General features: G+C 70.0%; 20 protein-coding genes. 16 read left to right on the forward strand and 4 right to left on the reverse strand.

Translation table 11 applies throughout. The annotated features are described in order from the left end of the window. The first annotated feature begins 83 nt into the window (after positions 1 to 83). The 11 genes from ACFYVL_RS12895 (at position 84) to ACFYVL_RS12945 (ending at position 10818) form a co-directional block, all read left to right on the forward strand. A complete protein-coding gene (locus tag ACFYVL_RS12895) occupies positions 84 to 1724 on the forward strand; it encodes an AAA family ATPase (protein WP_389243755.1) in 1641 nt (546 codons plus the stop codon). Further along, positions 1724 to 2122 (forward strand): TadE/TadG family type IV pilus assembly protein, encoded by a 399-nt coding sequence (locus tag ACFYVL_RS12900; protein WP_389243757.1) that lies wholly within the window; start codon positions 1724 to 1726, stop codon positions 2120 to 2122. Before ACFYVL_RS12895 ends, ACFYVL_RS12900 begins: the two co-directional genes overlap by 1 nt. A 200-nt stretch (positions 2123 to 2322) precedes the next feature. Beyond that, positions 2323 to 3666 (forward strand): CpaF family protein, encoded by a 1344-nt coding sequence (locus ACFYVL_RS12905; RefSeq protein WP_389243759.1) that lies wholly within the window; start codon positions 2323 to 2325, stop codon positions 3664 to 3666. A 120-nt stretch (positions 3667 to 3786) separates the two neighbouring features. After that, complete coding sequence (locus ACFYVL_RS12910; RefSeq protein ID WP_389244201.1) at positions 3787 to 4722, forward strand: type II secretion system F family protein; 936 nt, start codon at positions 3787 to 3789, stop codon at positions 4720 to 4722. A gap of 19 nt (positions 4723 to 4741) precedes the next feature. Then, positions 4742 to 5653: a DUF5936 domain-containing protein gene (locus ACFYVL_RS12915; RefSeq protein ID WP_389243761.1), complete on the forward strand. Its 912-nt coding sequence runs from the start codon at positions 4742 to 4744 to the stop codon at positions 5651 to 5653. 5 nt (positions 5654 to 5658) lie between these two features. Next, positions 5659 to 7338, forward strand: coding sequence for a sensor histidine kinase (locus tag ACFYVL_RS12920; RefSeq protein ID WP_389243763.1), 1680 nt, complete (start codon positions 5659 to 5661; stop codon positions 7336 to 7338). A 54-nt stretch (positions 7339 to 7392) separates the two neighbouring features. Continuing rightward, positions 7393 to 8472: a response regulator gene (locus tag ACFYVL_RS12925; protein ID WP_389243765.1), complete on the forward strand. Its 1080-nt coding sequence runs from the start codon at positions 7393 to 7395 to the stop codon at positions 8470 to 8472. Positions 8473 to 8693: 221 nt separating this feature from the next. Next, positions 8694 to 8906: a hypothetical protein gene (locus ACFYVL_RS12930; protein WP_389243767.1), complete on the forward strand. Its 213-nt coding sequence runs from the start codon at positions 8694 to 8696 to the stop codon at positions 8904 to 8906. A gap of 32 nt (positions 8907 to 8938) precedes the next feature. Beyond that, the gene (locus tag ACFYVL_RS12935; RefSeq protein WP_389243769.1) at positions 8939 to 9514 is read left to right on the forward strand and encodes a pilus assembly protein TadG-related protein; all 576 of its coding nucleotides are present in this window, start codon (positions 8939 to 8941) and stop codon (positions 9512 to 9514) included. Between the two features lie 29 nt (positions 9515 to 9543). Next, positions 9544 to 10149 (forward strand): hypothetical protein, encoded by a 606-nt coding sequence (locus ACFYVL_RS12940; RefSeq protein ID WP_389243771.1) that lies wholly within the window; start codon positions 9544 to 9546, stop codon positions 10147 to 10149. Between the two features lie 45 nt (positions 10150 to 10194). Beyond that, positions 10195 to 10818: an OmpA family protein gene (locus tag ACFYVL_RS12945; RefSeq protein ID WP_389243773.1), complete on the forward strand. Its 624-nt coding sequence runs from the start codon at positions 10195 to 10197 to the stop codon at positions 10816 to 10818. Positions 10819 to 10882: 64 nt separating this feature from the next. Here the strand turns inward: ACFYVL_RS12945 and ACFYVL_RS12950 are convergent, their stop codons facing one another. Beyond that, positions 10883 to 11341, reverse strand: a complete 459-nt coding sequence (locus ACFYVL_RS12950; protein ID WP_389243776.1) for an ATP-binding protein — start codon at positions 11339 to 11341, stop codon at positions 10883 to 10885. Between the two features lie 266 nt (positions 11342 to 11607). Between ACFYVL_RS12950 and ACFYVL_RS12955 the strand changes: the two genes are divergently transcribed. The 4 genes from ACFYVL_RS12955 (at position 11608) to ACFYVL_RS12970 (ending at position 15077) form a co-directional block, all read left to right on the forward strand. Continuing rightward, on the forward strand, positions 11608 to 12459 hold the full coding sequence (locus ACFYVL_RS12955; RefSeq protein ID WP_389243778.1) for a helix-turn-helix domain-containing protein: 852 nt from the start codon (positions 11608 to 11610) through the stop codon (positions 12457 to 12459). 11 nt (positions 12460 to 12470) lie between these two features. Continuing rightward, on the forward strand, positions 12471 to 12662 hold the full coding sequence (locus ACFYVL_RS12960; RefSeq protein WP_389243780.1) for a hypothetical protein: 192 nt from the start codon (positions 12471 to 12473) through the stop codon (positions 12660 to 12662). Between the two features lie 165 nt (positions 12663 to 12827). Continuing rightward, on the forward strand, positions 12828 to 14336 hold the full coding sequence (locus ACFYVL_RS12965) for a DUF4246 domain-containing protein (RefSeq protein ID WP_389243782.1): 1509 nt from the start codon (positions 12828 to 12830) through the stop codon (positions 14334 to 14336). 93 nt (positions 14337 to 14429) lie between these two features. Beyond that, entirely contained in the window at positions 14430 to 15077 is a 648-nt protein-coding gene (locus ACFYVL_RS12970; protein WP_389244203.1) for a DNA alkylation repair protein, read from the forward strand. Positions 15078 to 15173: 96 nt separating this feature from the next. Here ACFYVL_RS12970 and ACFYVL_RS12975 read toward each other — a convergent pair whose 3' ends face one another. After that, positions 15174 to 16181, reverse strand: a complete 1008-nt coding sequence (locus ACFYVL_RS12975; protein ID WP_389243784.1) for an ALF repeat-containing protein — start codon at positions 16179 to 16181, stop codon at positions 15174 to 15176. Between the two features lie 55 nt (positions 16182 to 16236). Further along, a complete protein-coding gene (locus ACFYVL_RS12980; protein WP_389243786.1) occupies positions 16237 to 17202 on the reverse strand; it encodes a GlxA family transcriptional regulator in 966 nt (321 codons plus the stop codon). A 197-nt stretch (positions 17203 to 17399) separates the two neighbouring features. Here ACFYVL_RS12980 and ACFYVL_RS12985 point away from each other — a divergent pair, with 197 nt between their 5' ends. Continuing rightward, a complete protein-coding gene (locus ACFYVL_RS12985; RefSeq protein WP_389244205.1) occupies positions 17400 to 18002 on the forward strand; it encodes a cysteine hydrolase family protein in 603 nt (200 codons plus the stop codon). Here ACFYVL_RS12985 and ACFYVL_RS12990 read toward each other — a convergent pair. After that, a complete protein-coding gene (locus ACFYVL_RS12990) occupies positions 17999 to 18649 on the reverse strand; it encodes a TetR/AcrR family transcriptional regulator (protein WP_389243788.1) in 651 nt (216 codons plus the stop codon). The two genes, ACFYVL_RS12985 and ACFYVL_RS12990, sit on opposite strands and share 4 nt — an antisense overlap. Positions 18650 to 18838 lie beyond the last annotated feature (189 nt).

The raw sequence follows: 18838 nt of genomic DNA on the forward strand, positions 1-18838 counted from the left end.
CGACCGGCGGCCCGGCGTGCCGCCCGGCCGGTGACGCGGCTCAATTCGGCAACACCACGGGGACAAGTAGTGAGGACGGCTGCATGACGACACGTATCCTCCCCGCCGTGGGCGACCCGGACGCCGCCCGCGCGATCATCACGCTGCTCAGCCAGCTGCCCGACGCCGAGCCCGCCAACCCGGCCGTCGACTCCACCGCCCTCCTCGACACCCTGGCGCGGCTGGCCTCCGAGTCCCTGGACGAGCTGCCCGAGGTCGTCCTCGTGCACGAACGCATCGGCCCGGTCCCGGCCCTGGAGCTGATCCGCGAGGTCGCGCTGCGCTTCCCCGCGGTCGGCGTCGTGCTGATCTCCGCCGACGCGAGCCCGCACCTCTTCACGGCCGCCATGGACTCCGGCGCCCGGGGTCTGGTCGGACTGCCGCTCAGTTACGAGGAGTTGGCGGTCCGCGTGCAGAACGCCGCCTCCTGGTCGGTGGGGGTACGCCGCCACCTGGGCGCCGGACCGGACGTCTTCGGCGGCCCCGGCGGCACCGTCGTCACCGTGACGGGCGCGAAGGGCGGCATGGGCACCACCCTGGTCTCCGTACAGCTCGCCCTGGCGGCCAAGGCGTCCGGCCGCACCGTCGCCCTGGTCGACCTCGACCTCCAGTCCGGCGACATCGCCTCCTACCTCGACGTCCAGTTCCGCCGCTCGATCGTCGACCTCGCCGGGATCTCCGACATCTCGCCCCGGGTCCTCCAGGACGCCCTCTACACCCACGCCACCGGCCTCGGCCTGCTCCTCGCCCCGGCGGAGGGCGAACGCGGCGAGGAGGTCACCGACCGGGTGGCCCGCCAGGTGGTCAGCGCCCTGCGCAACCGGTACGAGGTCGTGGTCGTCGACTGCGGCACCCAGATGAACAGCGCCAACGCGGCAGCCATCGAAATGGCGGACCAGGCCCTGCTGGTCGTCACCCCGGACGTCGTGGCGGTACGGGCGGCCAAACGCATGGTCCGCCTCTGGGACCGGCTCCAGATCCGCAAGGCGGAGGAGACCACCACCGTCGTCAACCGCCACACCCGCAACACGGAGATCCAGCCGCCCCTGGTCGAGAAGATCACCGGCACCAAGGTCGCCCGCAGCGCGGTCCCCTCGCAGTACAAGGAACTCCAGTCGGCGGCCGACGCGGGCCGCCTCCAGGACCTGGACAGCAGGAGCACGGTCAAACAAGCACTCTGGGCACTCGCGGGGGAGCTGGGACTCGTGAAGGTGACGGAAGCGACCACCGGCGGCAGAGGCAGCCGCCTGCGCGGCAACGACCGCGGCTCGATCGGCCTGCGAGGCCGCAAGGACCGCACCAAGGGCGCCCACGGCGACAAGGGAGCGGTCACCGCCGAGTTCGCGGGCATGTTCCCGCTGATCCTCATCGTGATGGTGATCATGTGGCAGGCGGCGGTGTGGGGCTACACGTTCTCCCTGGCGGGAAACGCGGCGGACGAGGGAGCACGGGCGGGGACGGCGGCGTACGGAGCGGGCGGCAGCGGAGTGCCCGAGTGCGAGGCGGCCATACGCAAGCGGCTCCCGGGCACCTGGAAGGTCAGCCAGACGGACTGCAACCCCTCGGGGAGCATCTTCAAGGCGACGGTGAAGCTGGAACCGCCCCTCCTGTTCCCCGGGGGCCCCACCTTCGAGGGCTGGACGTCCACGGGCGAGGCGGGCGCGGCCCTGGAAGGCGGCAACTGATGCGCCGCGCACCGGAATCACGCCTGCGGGCCATGAGGGGCGCCGACGCCGACAAGGGCGTCGTCGCCCTCGAATTCGCGGGCTTCCTCCCGATCCTGCTGCTGGTCGCCATGGCCGCCATCCAACTGGGCATCGTCGGCTACGCGGCGAGCCAGGCGAATTCAGCGGCCAGGGCAGCGGCTCGGGTGGGCTCCCAGGAGGACACCCGAGGGCAGTGCCAGGCGGCGGGCAAGGCGGCCATGAGCACTTGGATGGCGAGCCGCACCGAGATCAGCGGTTGCGGCGGCGGCGACATCGTCACCGTCACCGCCAAAGTCAACGTCCCCGCCCTCATCCCGGTATTCAACGTAGGCACCATCACCAAATCCGCCTCCATGCCCGCCGACGACACCCCCTAACCCCCTAACCCCCTACCCCCCAGCCCCCTTGGGCGGCGGGGCCGCCCCCCGGGGGCGGAACGGGCGGGCAAGGGGGCGGCCCCCGGCGGAGCCGCACCCCCACCCCCGGCCACCCCCGCCCCCGGCCACCCCACCCCCGGCCACCTCAACCCCGACCCACCCGTACGGCGCCGTACCACCCGATCCACCAAGGAGCCCCCATGAGCCTGCGGCAACGCATCGCCGCCCCCGAGGAATCCTCCGGGGGGCGGGAGGACGGCCACCTGGTCGCCACCTACCGGGCCAAACTCCTCGAAGAGATCGACCTCGCCGAGATGTCCTCCCTCGCGGCAGCGGAAAGGCGCGCCCGCCTGGAACGCGTCCTCGGCCACATCATCAGCCGCGAAGGCCCCGTCCTCTCCACCTCCGAACGCTCCCAGCTCATCCGCCGGGTCGTGGACGAAGCCCTCGGCCTCGGCGTCCTCGAACCCCTCCTCGAAGATGCCTCCATCACCGAGATCATGGTCAACGGCCCCGACTCGATCTTCGTCGAGCGGGCCGGCCGGGTCGAGCAGCTCCCGATGCGCTTCGCGTCCAACGAGCAACTGATGCAGACCATCGAGCGCATCGTCTCCACCGTCAACCGCCGCGTCGACGAGTCGAACCCGATGGTGGACGCCCGCCTCCCCTCCGGCGAGCGCGTCAACGTGATCATCCCGCCGCTCTCGCTCACCGGCGCGACCCTCACCATCCGCCGCTTCCCGAAGGCGTACCGCCTCGACGAGCTGATCAATCTGGGCACCCTCGACCACCAGATGCTGATGCTGCTCTCGGCGTTCGTACGGGCCCGCTTCAACGTCATCGTCTCCGGCGGTACCGGCTCCGGAAAGACGACCCTCCTCAACGCGCTCTCCGGCCTCATCCCCGACCACGAGCGCATCATCACCGTCGAGGACGCCGCCGAGCTCCAGCTCCAGCAGGCGCACGTCATCCGGCTGGAGACCAGGCCGGCCAACGTCGAGGGCAAGGGCCAGATCACCATCCGCGACCTGGTCCGCAACTCCCTGCGCATGCGCCCCGACCGCATCATCGTCGGTGAGGTCCGCGGCGGCGAGACCCTCGACATGCTCCAGGCCATGTCCACCGGCCACGACGGCTCGCTGGCAACCGTCCACTCCAACAGCGCCGAGGACGCGCTGATGCGACTCCAGACCCTCGGCTCGATGTCGGAGGTCGAGATCCCCTTCGAGGCGCTCAAGGACCAGATCAACAGCGCCGTCGACGTGATCGTCCAGCTCAGCCGGATGGCCGACGGGTCCCGGAAGATCACCGAGATCGTCATCCTCGTCTCGCACGGCCGTGAGCAGTTCCAGATCGCCACCGTCTCGCGGTTCCTCGCCCAGCCGATGAGCCCGGACCGGCTGGTGCACGGCCAGTTCGAGCACCTCCCGCTGCCCCGCCGCATCGCGGAACGCCTCTACCTCGCCAACGAGCCGATCCCGCCCGCCTTCGGCGTCGCCAACGACCCACTCCAAGATTCCCTCTACGTGCGAGAGGCCCAGTAGGTACCGGCAATGGTCACCCAATTGGTCACCCACATCACGGCAGCCGCCGCAGCCGCCGCGGCCCCGCCCGAGGCGGCTCCCGCCGAGTCCGCGGCCGAGTCCGCCGCCGGTTTCGCCGAGCTGAGCAACCCCGCCCTGCTGGCGGTCGGCGCCACCCTGCTCTGCTGCCTGCTGGCCATCATCGGCCTGCACACCTTCTCCGCGGGCCGCGCCCAGCGCGCCGCGCTGGAGGACCGGCTCGCCCTCACCGCGGGCACCGAGACCGGCCGCAGCCGCCGCTTCCAGGGCGTCGACCGCCGCCTGCGCAGGACCGCCCTCGGCAAGAAGCTCCAGCTCAGGCTCTCCGCGACCGGCCTGGACGTCACACCGGGCGAGTTCTTCGTGTACGTGGTGGTGGGCGCGGCGGCGCTCTGGCTGATCGCCACCTCGGTCCTGGCCCCGTTCTTCGGCCCGATCGCCGCCCTGGTGGCCGTCTGGGCGGCGAGCACCTTCCTCAGCTGGCAGCGCCAGAAGCGCATCGAGGCGTTCATCAACCAGCTGCCCGACCTCTCCCGCATCCTCGCCAACGCGACGGCCGCCGGCCTGGCCCTGCGCACCGCGCTGGGCATGGCGGCGGAGGAGCTGGAAGCCCCTGCCGGTGAGGAACTGGGCACGGTGGCGGCCCAGTTGGCGGTGGGCCGCTCCATCGACGACGCCCTCGGTGAACTCGCCGAACGGCTCCCGTCCCGCGAGCTGGTCGTCCTCGTGACCACCCTGGTGCTCTCCAACAAGGCGGGCGGCACCGTCGTCGGCTCGCTGCGCAACCTCACCGAGACGCTGGAGGAGCGCAAGGAGACCCGCCGCGAGGTCCGCACGATGCTCTCCGAGGTCAACGCGACCGCCTACACGGTCCCGCTGCTCGGCCTCGGCGCCATGATCATGCTCAACTCGATGACCCCCGGCTCCATGGAGAAGATGACCGGCAATCCCATCGGACAGATCGTCGTCGGCGTCTCGGTCGGGCTGTACGCACTCGGCTTCGTCGCGATGCGCCGGCTCGGCAAGATCGACGTCTGAGAGCGGGGAGAGAAGAACCGTGCCAGTACTCGACAAAGGCCTGATCGGTCTGCTGCTCGCCCTCGTCGTCGGCCTGAGCGTCGCCGGGATCGCCTACGGCATCAAGATGTACCGGGCCGAGGCCAAGGTCCCCGGCGACCTCGCGGTGGCCCTGGAAGTCGGCGCCTCGCGCGTCTCGGCCAAGGACTCCGCGATCGACCGCATCGGTATGCGGTTCGCCCCGGCGGTCCTGTCCGCGATGGGCCCGGAGCGGATCGACAAGAAGCGCCGCAAGATCGACATGGCGGGCAACCCGGGGGGCCTGACCCTGGACCGCTACGCGGCGAGGCGCGCGGCGTACGGAATGTTCGGCGGGCTGGCGGCGCTGCTCTGCTTCGTCAACGACCTGACCATCTTCGCCGTGTTCTGTCTGGCGTACGGCTGGTTCGCGGCCGACGCGCTGATCTGGCAGGCCATCCGCGCCCGCAAGGAGACCATCGAGCGCACCCTCCCCGACTTCCTCGACGTGCTCGCCGTCGTGGTCAGCGCGGGCCTCGGCTTCCGGCAGGCGCTCGACCGGGTCGCCGAGAAGTACGAGGGCCCCTGGGCCGACGAACTGCGCATCACCCTGCGGCAGATGGACATGGGTGTCAGCCGCCGTCTGGCCTTCGAGGAACTCCGCAAGCGCAACGACTCCGAACAGGTCTCCCAGTTCGTCACCGCGCTCCAGCAGGGCGAGGAACTCGGTGCGCCGATCGCCGACACGCTCATACAGATCGCCAACGACATGCGCCGCACCGACGCCCAGAACTCCCGGCGGCGCGCCGCGAAAGCCATCCCCAAGACCACGGTGGTCACTCTCGCCTTCATGGTCCCGGCCACGCTGCTGCTGATCGTGGCGAACATGTTCCTCGGCTCCGGCGCCGACTTCGGCTCCCTCTTCGACGGCTGACAACCATGCCCACACTTCGCTCCCCCCACCCCCGCCTCCGCCCCCTTGGGCGGCGGGGCCGCCCGTGGAGCCCCCTCGGGCGGCGGGGCCGCCCGCCCGAGCCCCCTTGGGCGGCGGGGCCGCCCCCGGGGGCGGCACGGGCGGGCAAGGGGGCGGCCCCCGGCGGAGCCGAACCCCTCGCTCCGCCCGGCCCCGGCCCTGCCCACCGCACCACCACCCCCACCCCAGGCACCTTCCACGCCACCCCCGACGACCGCACCCCCACCCTCGCCTCCGCCCTGGCGGAAGACGTCCCCGCCCCCAGCCTCCGCATCCAGATCAACGCACTCCAGGCCCTCTGCCGCCAGGTCTTCGCCTTCCGCCTTGTCATGATCGCGATCGGCGCCCCGCTGGCACTGAGCCGCGCACAGGGCCAGTTCGGCTCCTGGCTGGTGGGCGGCGCGGTGATCGTCACCTTCGTCGGCAGCTACGCGATGCTCCGCGACTGGGAGACCTTCGCGCCCCTCCTCATCCGCTACCGCTCCCTGATGGCGGCGGACCTGGTCTTCGGCTCCGTACTCCTCCTCACGGCCTCGCCCGACTCGGCGCTCGGGTACGCGACGGTGTGCACGCCCCTGCTGGCCGGGCTGCTGTACGGGTGGCGGGGCGCGGGCATCTTCGCCGCCGTGCAGATCCTGATCCTGGCGGCGGCGTTCGGGGCGTGGGCCCCACGCCTGTCCGGCCCGACGGGCACCATCCTGATCAGCGGGTTCTGCGTGGCGGCCGGAGTGGTCGGGGTCACCCTCCGCAACCTGATGTTCCGCTTCGGCGAGGCCACCCAGGCGCTGTCGGAGGCCAAGGCGCGTCTGGCCGTCACGGACGCGGTGGGCGACGAGCGCGCCCGGCTGGCCCGCGAGATGCACGACTCGGTGGCCAAGACCCTGCACGGGGTGGCGCTCGCCGCCGACAGCCTCGCCCAGTCCGCCGACCGCATGGACCCGCTCACGGTGAAGCACCAGGCGGGCGTGGTGGCCCGCTCGGCCCGCAAGGCGGCGGCGGAGTCCCGCGAGATCCTCTCCGACCTGCGCCGCCAGGCCGACTACGAGGGCGGGGGAGTGGACATCACCTCGGAACTGGACGCCCGGGTACGGGACTTCACGGCCCGCTCGGGCGTACGGGCCACCCTCGTCCCGGCCCAGGACGGCACCGCCGCCCCCGCCGTGCCGAACGCGGTGGCCCGCCCTCTGATCACCATCGCGAGCGAAGCGATGGAGAACAGCCACCGACACGCCCACGCCCAACGGGTGACGGTCGAACTGGGCGTGGTCGGCGGAATGCTGCGGCTGAGCGTCCTGGACGACGGCACGGGCCTGCCCCCGGGCCTGAGCCTGGAGGAACTCCGCAGGGCAGGTCACTTCGGCCTGGTCGGCATGGTGGAACGGGCGGCCGGAATAGGCGCCCGCATCCGTATCGGCAGAGGCCGCAGCGAAGACGGCACAGAAGTCCGCCTCGAACTCCCCATCTCAGCCCTACCCCCGCCGCCGCTCCCTTGGGCGGCGGGGCCGCCCCCCGGGGGCGCGGGGGTACCTCCCTGCTCGAACGAAGTTGAGAGCTTGGGGGAGGGCGGGCAAGGGGGCGGCACCCCGGCGGAGCCGCTCCCCCCGCTCCCGCCCACCCTCGACCCCGCTCACCCACCCGCACCCTGACCCCACCCCCACCCCCACCCCCACCCCCACCCCCTCCCGAGAGGAGGCCGCACAATGCCGGAAGCAAGCCACGAGCACACCTACCCCTCAGCCCCCCACGCCTCCCAGCACTCCTCGTCGCACACGGTCGTTCCCCGTTCGGAACACACCCCCCAAGGGGTACCCGTCCCCCCTCCGGCGGCGGCATTCCCCACCCACCCCGACTACGCCGACGCGTCCCAGGACCCCTTCGGCCCGCCACCCGTCCTGCGGGTGGTGATCGCGGACGACAACCCGGTCGTACGGGCCGGCCTGACCGCGCTGCTCGGCGCCCGCGAGGACATCGACGTGGTCGCCGAGGCGGCGGACGGCCGCCAGGCCCTGGCCGCCGCCCAGCACAGCCGCCCCGACGTCGTCCTGCTGGACGTACGGATGCCGGGCGTCGACGGCATCTCGGCACTCCCGCACCTGGTGCAGGTGGCTCCGGTGATGATGCTGACGTACAGCAGCGAGAGCGAGATCGTGCAGGAGGCGTTGCGGCTCGGCGCGGGCGGCTACCTGGTGCACGGCGAGTTCACCGCCGAACAACTGGTCGGCGCGGTGCGCGACCTGAAGGCGGGCCGGGCCTACTTCACCACCTCGGCGCAGAACGCCCTGCTGGCCCACGTGAGGGCCGGGACCCAGGAACCGGCGGCCGCACGGCCACCGCTGCCGGAAGGTCTGGGGTCGGCGTACGCGACGGGCGTCCCGTACGGCGGTCGCGGCACGACTGCACCGCACAGCCCACACCGCGATCCGGGGCCACCTGTCTCAAGTTCTGATCGATCCGCGCAAAGCACTTCGCAGTCGCAACCAGTTGTGGCACATTATCCGGCGAGGCAGCAGCAGCGTACGGTCAACAGGCAGGAATTCGGGCTGAGTTCGAGGGAGGTGGAGGTCATGGACCTCATTGCGGCAGGAATGAGCAACCAGCAAATCGCCGCCACCTGCTTCATCAGCGAGAAAACGGTCAAGAACCACATCAACCGAATCTTCGCAAAGCTGCACAGTGCGAGCCGGAGCGAAGCGATAGCGATGTGGATCGGCACCAGGACGGCGGCGGACGGCAACGGGCTCAACGGTTTCAACGGGGGAGGGGTGATCGGTCGTGGCTGAAGGCGTGACCGAGAGCAGGGGTGGATCCGGTACGGCGCGGAGATCGCGGCCCCGGCGGGCCCAATACGCGCTTTGGGCCCGCAGTTGGGCCCACGGGCCCTCTTCCCGAATCCCTCGTGAGGCGTACGTTTCGTGTGTCGCAAGCGGGACCGGCCGGGAGGCGGACGGATCTGCGGGTGGCGCTACTGACCTAGAGACGTTCGGACCCGGAGGAGCACCGCATGACGAAGGCGTATATCGCGATCAATATGTGGAGCAACACGATCGTGAGCAAGATGCGGGAGCGCCACGACCGGGGCGCGAGCGTGGTGGAGTACGCGGGTCTGGTGGTGATCATCGCGTTGATTGTGGTGGCGGTGAAGGGGCTGAACCTGGACACGGCCATCTCTACCGCGATCAACGGTGCGGTGCAGAGGATCACCGGCGGCGGCTGATTCGCGGTTCCTCTGAGGCTGACCGAGGGCAGGTGTTCCCCATCTACATCATGTTGGTGGGGCTCCTGCTCTTTGTCGCGTTCGCGCTCTTCGCCTTTGCCCAGGCCGCCACTGCACGCAGTGGCGGCCAGTCTGCTGCCGACGCCGCCGCGCTCGCTGCCGCGCAGGAGGCGCGTGACGAGTTAACGGACAACTTCATCCGCGACATCATGAATCCCGCCGCATGGGTCATCTGGCTGTCCGGAGAGGGGCCGGTGACCGACGGTGCGGCCGGAGCCACGGCGCTTGCCGCCCGGAACAAGTCGAATGTCATCGCCGGTCCCGAGAAGACGCTCTCGAAGGGTTTTGCTGCCCGCCGAGTACAGGTCGAGACGCAGTACACCTCTGGCAAGTCCGTCGTTCCCGGTACGGACAAGAAGGCCAAGGCGGAGGCCACTGCGGTGATCGAACCGCGTTGCGTCATCGGTCCGGAGAGCGATCCGACCAAGTTGGTGTTCGTCCACTGCAAGGACGGCAAGATTTGGGCGATCGACCCGAAGAAGGTTGCGGATCTGCCGGGTCTGTTGCCGAAGCCCAAGGATCTGTTCTCCGTTCATTTGGTCAAGTAGCGAGCGACGACAAGCAAAGGAAGCTGTTGATGAGCATGCGGCACACCATGAAGGCCCGAAGGGCACTGACCGCTGTGGCGATCACTACTGGCTTGGCTCTTGCGGTGGCCGGATGCGGTGGCAATTCCGGTGAAGACGGCCAGAAGGCGGGAACTTCGTCTGCGCCGACGGCCAAGCAGCAGCCTGAAGCGAAGCCCAAGGACTCGGTGCCGCAGACTCCGCCCGCCACGGAGACAGTCTTGGCCGAGGTGAAGGGAGAGAAGAGCATCACTCTCGTCATCAACAGTGCTGTGCGAGATGCAGGCGGATTTGTCACCGTGAACGGGAAGGTGAAGAACGGATCGGGTAGTACATGGCTTGCTCAGGGCTGGCAGGGCCAAGAACAGGAACTGGCGGCAAACTCGGCTTCTGTCGCTGGCGCTTACCTGCTCGACAAGGCAGGGAAGAAGAAGTACCTGATTCTCCGTGATACGGAAGGGCGCTGCCTGTGCACCAAGTTCAATCTCGGCTTCTCGGCCGGCGAAGAGCGAACCTTCTTTGCGCAGTTCCCTGCTCCTCCGGCTGGAACCACGAAGGTCGACTTCCAAGTCGGTGCCATGCCTCCAGCAGCCATTGAGATTTCAGAGGGTGAGTGACTCATGTTCATCACTTCTACTCGAAGTCGCCCAGTAGTCCTTGGCATGGGTACTTTCGTGTTCGCCACTGTCCTGGCATCTTTTGCTACTTCTACAGCCCAAGCGGCAGACCCTACGCCCAGTGCCCCACCTGGCAGTACAACTAGTCAAGAGCCACCAAAGGTTGACGCCAATTCCCCCAACCTGAAGATCAGCGAAGGCGGCACTCTCGCCCCGGCCCGAGTCCTCGACATCAAGTCCGTAGTCGAAGACATGGGCGGCGAGGAACGTCGCGAAGACACCAACTCCGACGTCAAGTTCGCCCTTCAGGCCGAAGTCCTCTTCCCCAAGGACAGTGCCAAGCTCCAGCCGGAGGCAACCGCCCGTATCAAGGCCATTGCGCAAGAGGCCCTGACCAACAAGGCGACCACCGTCCGCGTCTTCGGATTCACGGACAACCTCGGTTCCTACGAGCACGGCAAGACGCTCTCCAAGAAGCGCGCGGACATGGTTCAGGTCGAACTGACCAAGACCCTCGGCGCCAACGTCACGTTCGAGGTTCGCGGTTACAGCGAGGACTATCCGATCGCCGACAACGCCACCGAAGAGGGCCGCAAGAAGAACCGCCGCGTCGAAGTCACCTTCCCGCGCGGCTCGGCGCCCAATGCGAACAACACCCCGAGCACCTGATTTGCTCGGCCCCGCACGTGCCCCGGCTCCTTCGCCGAGCCGGGGCACAGGTCGTCCGTCCGCCTCAGCGCGGCAAGGTCACCCAGGACTTGACCCCACGGTGCGGCGGCAGTGCCTCGCCGACGCCCCACTCCCCGCCCCAGTCCTCCACCGCCTCGGCGAGCAGCCACAGGGCCCTGCGGCGGCGTACGAGACACAGGGACGCGGCGTCGGGTTCGGCGTGCGGCGGATGCTGGTCCCAGACGATGAGGCGCAGGGCGTCGTCCCGGTGGCGGAGTGATACGTACACGTCTCCCGCACAGGTCAATACCGATGCCACGGCGATCAGTTCGGTCACGGCGAGTGCGGTGATGGAGCCGAAGCGGTTCAGGCGGTGGGCGTGCAGGGCGCCGCTGATGGCGGTGCGTACGATGCCGGCGCTGCGGGGCCGGCCGGGGACGGTGAGGCTGAGGGCGAGTCCGTCCCGTTCCTCATAGGTGGTTCTGGCCGGGGCGGCGGTCGGGCAGAGGATCGCGGTCAACATGGCTGAACTCCCATGTTCGGAGGGTCTGTTGGCACGCCGTTGAGCAGTGGCCTGTCTCCCTGGCGCGAACCGTGCCCCTCCCAGGGAAGGAGTGTGCGGGCAGGCTCGCGCGATGCACTTCCAACTCTTTGAGTAGTCGGCGCATCACCTAATGTAGGGGGTGAGGGGTAAATTTGCCCCTGGCTATGTGTCAATGAAGCCCTTTGGTGGAGTGTTCGCACGTCTACGCGGCAGACTGCACACGATCGACTGCAGAGGGGAACGGCATGGCAGCGAGGACGTCACCGACTGAGCGGCAGAAGCGACTTGGGGTCGAACTGCGAAAGATGCGGATGTCGGCAGGGGTGTCGGCGGAGTCCGCGGCCGGGCTGCTCGGAGTTGATCGCAGCAAGATTTCCAACATCGAGTCAGGTGTGCGTGCCATCAGCCCTGAGCGGGTGCGGATTCTGGCAGAGGCTTGCGGCTGTACCGATGCGGTACATGTCGAGGCGCTTGCGGACATGGCGCAGCCACGTATTCGTGGCTGGTGGGAGCGGTACAGGGGCTCCGTGCCGCCGGGTCTGCTGGACATCGCGGAGTTGGAGGGCAGCGCGCTGCGCATGCGCGCCGCCTACTCCGTACACATTCCGGGCCTGTTGCAGACCTCGGACCATGCCCTAGCTGTCTTCCGCAGTGTGATTCCGCAACTAGCCGAGCGAGAGATCGCGTTGAGGCTTGCGCACCGCGTAGAGCGGCAGGAGGTGTTGCGCGGCGATTTTCCGACGCCGTACTTCGGCATCGTGCACGAGGCGGCCCTGCGCATGCAGTTCGGTGGACGCATGGTGGTGAGATCGCAGCTCGACCACTTGCTTGAAGAGTCGGAACGGGAGAACGTAACCCTGGTGGCACTCCCGTTCGAAGCGGGTGCCTTTCCCGGTGCTGGGCAGACCGTGCTGCATGCGGAAGGCCCGGTGAGTCAGCTCGACACGGTACAGATCGACAACTCGCACGGTCCTGATTTCCTCTACTCCGAGGACCAGTTGGAGAAGTATCGGGCGCACCTGGACCGGATGGCGGACATCGCGCTGTCGCCCACAGCGTCGCGGGATTTCATCCACGGCATCGCGAAACAACTCTGAAGGGACGCACCGTGCAAGAGGTCACTTGGGAAGAGCCCTACTGCGGCGAAGGCAACTCGTGCTTCCGGATAGGCACGGACGACAACGGCAACGGCTACATCGCCGTACTCGGCCAGGAAGACACCCCCCTCACCGATACCCGCGAAGCCCTCCGCAACCTCATCCGCGACATCAAGGCCGGCAAGGCCGACCACCTCCTCTGAGGGAGGCCGCCCCGGGCCATCCGCCACGAGGTCCGCGCCGTCATGGGGCGGCTCTCCCGGCCGGGGTGTCGGTGTGTCGGGCGCGGTGCAAGCGGGCCAACTGCCCTGTCAGTCCGCTGAAGTATCGTTCCCGCCGCCACACACCGACCGTGAGGACCGAGCGACGTGACCGACCTTTCTGCTGCCTTCCCGCTGCCCTTTGTCAGCTCCCCGAAGACCGCCTACGCCAAGCCCCGGACGCTGCGGGAACTGGAGATGATGCAGTGCAGCGCGCTGATCCGGGCCAAGCCCGAGTGGTTCGTGAAGATGAACGACCCGGAGATCGCCGCCCGGTGGACGCGGGAAGCGGTCGAGCAGGGCATGACCGAGGCGCAGGTCCGCTACGTGCTCGCCGAGCTGGCCTACTACGCCGGGCTGCGGGACGAGCGAACCGGCATCGAGGTGTCCGCCGTCGACGGGGTCTGGCACTCGGACACGCTGGTCGACGGCGCGCTCAGGGAGCGGCTGCGCGAGGCCGTGCGGGTGCTTGAGGAGGTCCCCGAGGACGAGAAGGACTGGCACCCGGGCTCCGACGGCCAGGTGCTCGACCTCGTACACCCCTCCCTGTTCTGCCTCGTGAACGGGGTCAGCGGAGGTCCCGAGCAGGCGTGGGAGCACCCGGAGGTACGGCGGGGACAGCACGAGTTCTCGGAGAAGTTCCAGTGGCTGCCCACCGACGTGGAGGTCGATGAGGACGGCACGGTCGCCTTCCGGTCGTACGTGAACAACGTCCACCCCGTGCAGCACCAGGCACTCGACGCCGTCCTGCCCGAACTCTTCGCACGGGCGCGCCCGCTGCTGGAGAACGTCCTCACCGACCTGCGCCACCCGCGCCGCGCCCGCATCCACGCCAATCCCTTCAGCTGGTACGACGACAGCGAGCCCGTCGAGCCGGAGATGGAGGAGGACGACGAGGGCTTCGAGGAGGCGTGGGAGGCGTACGAGAGAGCGCAGGACAACTGGTGGTACGAGCGTGAGCCGGAGATCCCCGACGCCCCGGAGTTCACCGCGCCCCAGCCGGCCGACGACGCCGTACGCGTGGATCTGCGCGGCAGCCGCCTCCAGGTCATCGTGAAGCTCGCCACCATCCACCTCACCCCGGAGAAGCCCGAGTACGCGGGCGGCTCCTGGCACGTCGAGGGGATGATGAACGAGCGGATCGTCTCCACCGGCATCTACTACTGGGACAACGAGAACATCACCGAGAGCAGTCTCGGCTTCCGGGCCGCACTCGACGACCCGGAGTACCAGCAGAACGACGGCACCGGGATGAACGAGGTCTACGGTCTCCGGGACGAGGACCCGCTGAACCAGGAGCTGGGTGCGGCGGCGACCCCCGGGGGCCGCTTCCTGGCCTTCCCCAACACCCTCCAGCACCGGGTCGGCTCTTTCCGCCTCGCGGACCCCACCCGGCCGGGGCACCGCAAGATCCTCGCGTTCTTCCTGATCGACCCGTCGGCGAGGATCGTCTCGACCTCCGACGTGCCGCCGCAGCAGCCGTGGGCCGAGACCTCCACGATGACGCTTGAGCAGGCGAAGGACTTCCGCGAGCAGCTCATGCAGGAGCGCAAGTTCTTCGTGAACGCGCACAACAACGAGCTGTACGAGCGCGAGTTCTCGCTGTGCGAGCACTGATGCCCGCCGTAGCCTGAAGGGGCAAATCGGCGACATCAGTGACACCGGGGAAATGACGGACAGGAGGCTGCTGTGGCGGAAGTGGCTGAGGTGATGGCCGAGCTTGCCGAGCTGGAGGACCCCAGGGCCCGCGCGGTCAACGAGAAGCACGGCGACGACCACGGCGTGAACCTCGGCAAGCTGCGCGCCGTCGCCAAGCGACTGAAGACGCAGCAGGAGCTGGCCCGGCAGCTCTGGGCCACGGACGACACCGCGGCCCGGCTGCTGGCGCTCCTGATCTGCCGCCCCAAGGCGTTCGGGCGCGACGAACTGGACACCATGCTCCGCGAGGCCCGCGCCCCCAAGGTGCACGACTGGCTCGTGAACTACGTGGTGAAGAAGAGCCCGCACGCCGAGGAGCTGCGGGTCGCCTGGACGGCGGACCGGGACCCGGCGGTCGCGAGCGCCGGGTGGGCGCTGACCGCCGAACGCGTGGTCAAGAAGCCCGAGGGGCTCGACCTCCCCGGGCTGCTCGACGTCATCGAGGAACAGCTGCGGGACGCCCCGGAGCGGCTCCAGTGGGCGATGAACACCTGCCTCGCCCAGATCGGCATCGAACACCCCGAGCACCGCGCCCGCGCACTCGCCATCGGTGAGCGCCTGGGCGTGCTCAAGGACTACCCGACACCGCGCGGCTGTACGTCGCCGTACGCGCCGACCTGGATCAACGAGATGGTCCGGCGCAGGGAGTCCACCGGCTAGGGGCGTGCGCCGGGGGACGGCCACCGCCCGGCGGGCGTGCGCCGCCGGGCAGTCGTGTGCGTACGACGGCTGCCCGGCGGCGGTCCGGTCGTCCGCTCAGCCCTCGGCGGAGGAGCGGCGCCGACGCGCCACCACGATCATGCCCGCGCCCGCCAGGACGACGGCTGCGCCGCCGGCCGCCCACGGCAGCGTGGCACCGGCACCGGTGCTGGCCAGGTCGTCGCTGCCGCCGGTGGGTGCCGGGGTGTTCCCGTCCTGGCCGGTCCCCTGGCCGCCGGCCGAGCCGGTCCCCTGGCCGCCGGCGGTTCCGGGCTTGTCCGTGCCGCCGGTCCCGCCGGTGGCGGAGCCGGTGCCGCTGCCGGTGTCCTTGGAAGCGCCCGGGGTCGGCCTGTCGCCCGTGCCGCCCGTGTCGCCCGTGCCGGAGCCGGAGTCCGTGCCGCCCGTGCCGGAGCCCGTGCCGCCGGTGGCTGCGTCGCCCGTGCCCTTCGAGGCGTCGGGGCTGGGCCGGTCCGGGTTCTTCGCGTCCGCCTCGTCCTTCTTGCGGGCCTCGTGCTGCCCCTTGTCCAGGAACGCCTGAACGTCCTCGGGCGTGCCCAGCAGGGCCTTCTTGCCCGCGGCCTTCACCGCCGGGCCGCCGGTGTTGATGATCTGGCTGACGAGCACCTGGTTGTCGATGTTGCGGGCCTCGTACTGGCCCTCGTCGAGGAACTTCTGCACGTCCTCGGGGGTGCCCAGGAGCGCCTTCTTGGCGGCCTCCTTCACCGACGGGCCGCCCTTGCTGAAGATCTGCCCCGTCAGCACCCGGTTGTCGCCGATGCGGATCTCGTGCTGGTCCACCTCAAGGAACTTGCGCATGGCGGCCGGGCCGTCCTCGATCGCCTTGGCCCCGGCCTCCTTCAGGACGCGTCCCGCGTTCTTGGCGGACATCAGCCGCAGGATCTCGGCCCGGTCGTCCGCCTCCTGCTGCCCGGCGGTCTCCGTCCCCGCGACCGGCGCGCCGAGCGCGGGCACCTGGGCGGGGGCGGCGTGCGCGGGCGAGGCGAACAGAACGGCGGGCGCGATGGCGGCGGACGCGACGAGCGTCGATATACGCGCGAACTTCATGTGTTTCCCCCACGTGCACAAATCAAGATCAGTTGCGCACATGCTACGTGGATCTTCACGCTTCCTTTACCTGGGGCGGGCGGGCCGCCTGGGCGAACGACGCCCGGTAGGCGCGCGGGCTGGTGGTCAGGCGGGAGGCGAAGTGCTGGCGCATCGTCACCTCGCTGCCGAAGCCCGCCCTGCGGGCGATCTCCGGCATCGGCAGGTCGGTGCGTTCGAGGAGCTTCTGCGCCGCCGCGATCCGCTGGTCGAGGAGCCAGCGCAGCGGGGTGGTGCCGGTGCCCGCCGTGAAGTGGCGGGCGAAGGAGCGCGGGGACATGCCCGCGCGGGCCGCGAGCGCGGGCACCGTGAGGGGCTCGCCGAGGTGCGCGAGCGCGTACGCCCGTACGTCGGCCAGCGCGTCCGCGTCGCGGTCCGCGCGCGGCGTGGGGTGCTCGATGAACTGCGCCTGCGAACCCGTCCGGAACGGGGCGGTGACCATCATGCGGGCGATCGTCGCGGCGGCCTCGGCCCCGTGCCGGCTCCGTACGAGGTGCAGGCACAGGTCGATGCCCGCGGCCGTGCCCGCCGCCGTCCACAGGTTGCCGTCCTCGACGAACAGGGCGTCCGGCTCGACCCGCACCCGGGGGTGCCGCGCGCTGAGCAGTTCGACCAGGCCCCAGTGGGTCAGGGCCCGGCGGCCGTCCAGGAGGCCCGCCTGCGCGAGGGTGAACGCGCCGCCGCACAGGGCGGCGATGGTGGTGCCCCGCGCGTGAGCCCGGCGCAGTGCCTCAAGCACCGGTGCGGGCGCGGGAGTCGCGTAGTCGTCCAGACCGGGTACGAGGATCAGCTCCGCGCGGGCCAGCCAGCGCAGGGTGCGGTCCGGGGTGAGGGTGAGGCCGCCGCGCATCGGCACCGGGGCGGGGCTCGCGGCGACCCGGCGCAGGTCGAAGGCGGGCACCTGGCGGTCCGTACGGTCCACGCCCCACACCTCCGAGATCACCGACACGTCGAACGCGCGGATACCGGGGAAGGCGAGCATGGCGATGCGGTGCGGGGACGGGGACAGGGTGGGGGGAGTGGCCGAAGTGGCCTGCGGGGGAAGGCTGTTCGCTACTGGCGGGGATGACGGCACATTGGCAGTAAACCATCGGTCGTTGACTTTCGGATGTCTGGGGGAACCCGCTTCCCGGCCCCAGCATGGACGTCATGGACACCGAAAAGGAGAAGGGCGCGGGAATGGACATCGAGCCGAACGCCGCACTGATCGTCGTCGACGTGCAGAAGGGCTTCGAGGACGAGTCGTTCTGGGGGCGGCGCAACAACCCGGACGCCGACGGGAACATCGCCGAACTCATCACCGCCTGGCAGGAGACCGGCAGGCCCGTCGTCTTCGTACGGCACGACGCGCCCGTCCCCGACACGCCCCTGCGGCCCGGCCGTCCGGGCCACGACTTCAAGGACTACGTACAGGAACGCCTGGAGCAGGGCAGCGGCCCCGACCTGCTCGTCACCAAGTCCGTGAACTCCGCCTTCTACGGGACGCCCGACCTGGACGCCTGGCTGAAGCAGGCGAACATCGGCCAGTTCGCGGTGGCCGGCATCCAGACCAACATGTGCGTGGAGGTCACCGCCCGGATGGGCGGAAACCTCGGCTACCAGGTGCTGCTCCCGCTGGACGCCACCCACACCTTCGACCTGACGGGCCCGTTCGGCTGGAAGCAGTCCGCCGACGAGCTGAGCCGGTCCACCGCGATATCCCTGCACGGCGGCCGGTTCGCGGAGATCGTGACCACGGCGGACCTGCTGGCGGCGATCCGGGACCAGAAGGACGCCTCCTAACGGGCCGGCGGGGCCTTCTCCGGGCCGGAGTCTCGCGGGTCGGTTCCCGGGGCTGCTTCCCGGTCCGGTCCCGGGTTCTGCCGGGGGTCTCGCGGCGGGCTGTCGCGCAGGAGGAAGTCGCCTGCCAGCGAGCGGGCCTCCAGACGGGTGCGGCCGGGGTGGTCGGCGGCCAGGAAGTGGTGACCGATGGCCAGACAGAAGGCGAGCAGGCTGCGGGCCTCCACCTCGTCCGGGTCGTCGCAGAAGGTGCCGATCATCTCGCGGGCGAGCTGTATGCGGCGGTTGTCGACCCGGCGCAGCCGTTCGGTGACCTTCGCGTCCCGGCGGGCCCAGTCACGGACGGCCAGCTCGACCTGCATCCGGTCGCCGGAGAAGGTCAGCTGCCCGGCGAGCCTGACCCGCTCGCGGGGGTCGCCGCCGACCTGCTCGACCCTGGCCAGCACGTCGTCGACGCTCTCCCGCTCCCAGGTGTCGAGCATCTCCTCCAGCAGCGCGTTGCGGTCGGCGAAGTAGCCGTAGAAGCCGCCCTTGGTCACGCCGAGCGCCTTGGCGAGGGTTTCGACGCGCACGGCCTCCGGCCCGCCCGAGGCCAGCGCCCGCAGCCCCTCCTCGATCCATTTCTCCCGCGGCGTGCGCAGTGCGCCCATGGGTGGTCCACCTCACTTTCGACGGCAGTTGTACGCCGCCGTACAGCTGCCCTACCCTCACCTTGTACGGCATCGTATAACTCGGGGGCCGCCGGGGGGGGGGGGGGGGGGGGGGGGGGGGGGGGGGGCCCCCCCCGGGGGGGGGGGGGGGGGGGGGGGGGGGGGGGGGGGGGGGGGGGGGGGGGTACG

Source organism: Streptomyces sp. NPDC004111 (genome assembly GCF_042874215.1).
In the GTDB taxonomy this organism is placed as follows: domain Bacteria; phylum Actinomycetota; class Actinomycetes; order Streptomycetales; family Streptomycetaceae; genus Streptomyces.

What these genes read in the sequence shown, in the direction of transcription:
- ACFYVL_RS12895 (WP_389243755.1), top strand. Translation starts at nt 84, where the DNA reads ATGACGACACGTATCCTCCCCGCCGTGGGCGACCCGGACGCCGCCCGC.
- ACFYVL_RS12900 (WP_389243757.1), top strand. Translation starts at nt 1,724, where the DNA reads ATGCGCCGCGCACCGGAATCACGCCTGCGGGCCATGAGGGGCGCCGAC.
- ACFYVL_RS12905 (WP_389243759.1), top strand. Translation starts at nt 2,323, where the DNA reads ATGAGCCTGCGGCAACGCATCGCCGCCCCCGAGGAATCCTCCGGGGGG.
- ACFYVL_RS12920 (WP_389243763.1), top strand. Translation starts at nt 5,659, where the DNA reads ATGCCCACACTTCGCTCCCCCCACCCCCGCCTCCGCCCCCTTGGGCGG.
- ACFYVL_RS12925 (WP_389243765.1), top strand. Translation starts at nt 7,393, where the DNA reads ATGCCGGAAGCAAGCCACGAGCACACCTACCCCTCAGCCCCCCACGCC.
- ACFYVL_RS12930 (WP_389243767.1), top strand. Translation starts at nt 8,694, where the DNA reads ATGACGAAGGCGTATATCGCGATCAATATGTGGAGCAACACGATCGTG.
- ACFYVL_RS12940 (WP_389243771.1), top strand. Translation starts at nt 9,544, where the DNA reads ATGAGCATGCGGCACACCATGAAGGCCCGAAGGGCACTGACCGCTGTG.
- ACFYVL_RS12945 (WP_389243773.1), top strand. Translation starts at nt 10,195, where the DNA reads ATGGGTACTTTCGTGTTCGCCACTGTCCTGGCATCTTTTGCTACTTCT.
- ACFYVL_RS12950 (WP_389243776.1), bottom strand. Translation starts at nt 11,341, where the DNA reads ATGTTGACCGCGATCCTCTGCCCGACCGCCGCCCCGGCCAGAACCACC.
- ACFYVL_RS12955 (WP_389243778.1), top strand. Translation starts at nt 11,608, where the DNA reads ATGGCAGCGAGGACGTCACCGACTGAGCGGCAGAAGCGACTTGGGGTC.
- ACFYVL_RS12970 (WP_389244203.1), top strand. Translation starts at nt 14,430, where the DNA reads ATGGCCGAGCTTGCCGAGCTGGAGGACCCCAGGGCCCGCGCGGTCAAC.
- ACFYVL_RS12975 (WP_389243784.1), bottom strand. Translation starts at nt 16,181, where the DNA reads ATGAAGTTCGCGCGTATATCGACGCTCGTCGCGTCCGCCGCCATCGCG.
- ACFYVL_RS12980 (WP_389243786.1), bottom strand. Translation starts at nt 17,202, where the DNA reads ATGCTCGCCTTCCCCGGTATCCGCGCGTTCGACGTGTCGGTGATCTCG.
- ACFYVL_RS12985 (WP_389244205.1), top strand. Translation starts at nt 17,400, where the DNA reads ATGGACATCGAGCCGAACGCCGCACTGATCGTCGTCGACGTGCAGAAG.
- ACFYVL_RS12990 (WP_389243788.1), bottom strand. Translation starts at nt 18,649, where the DNA reads ATGGGCGCACTGCGCACGCCGCGGGAGAAATGGATCGAGGAGGGGCTG.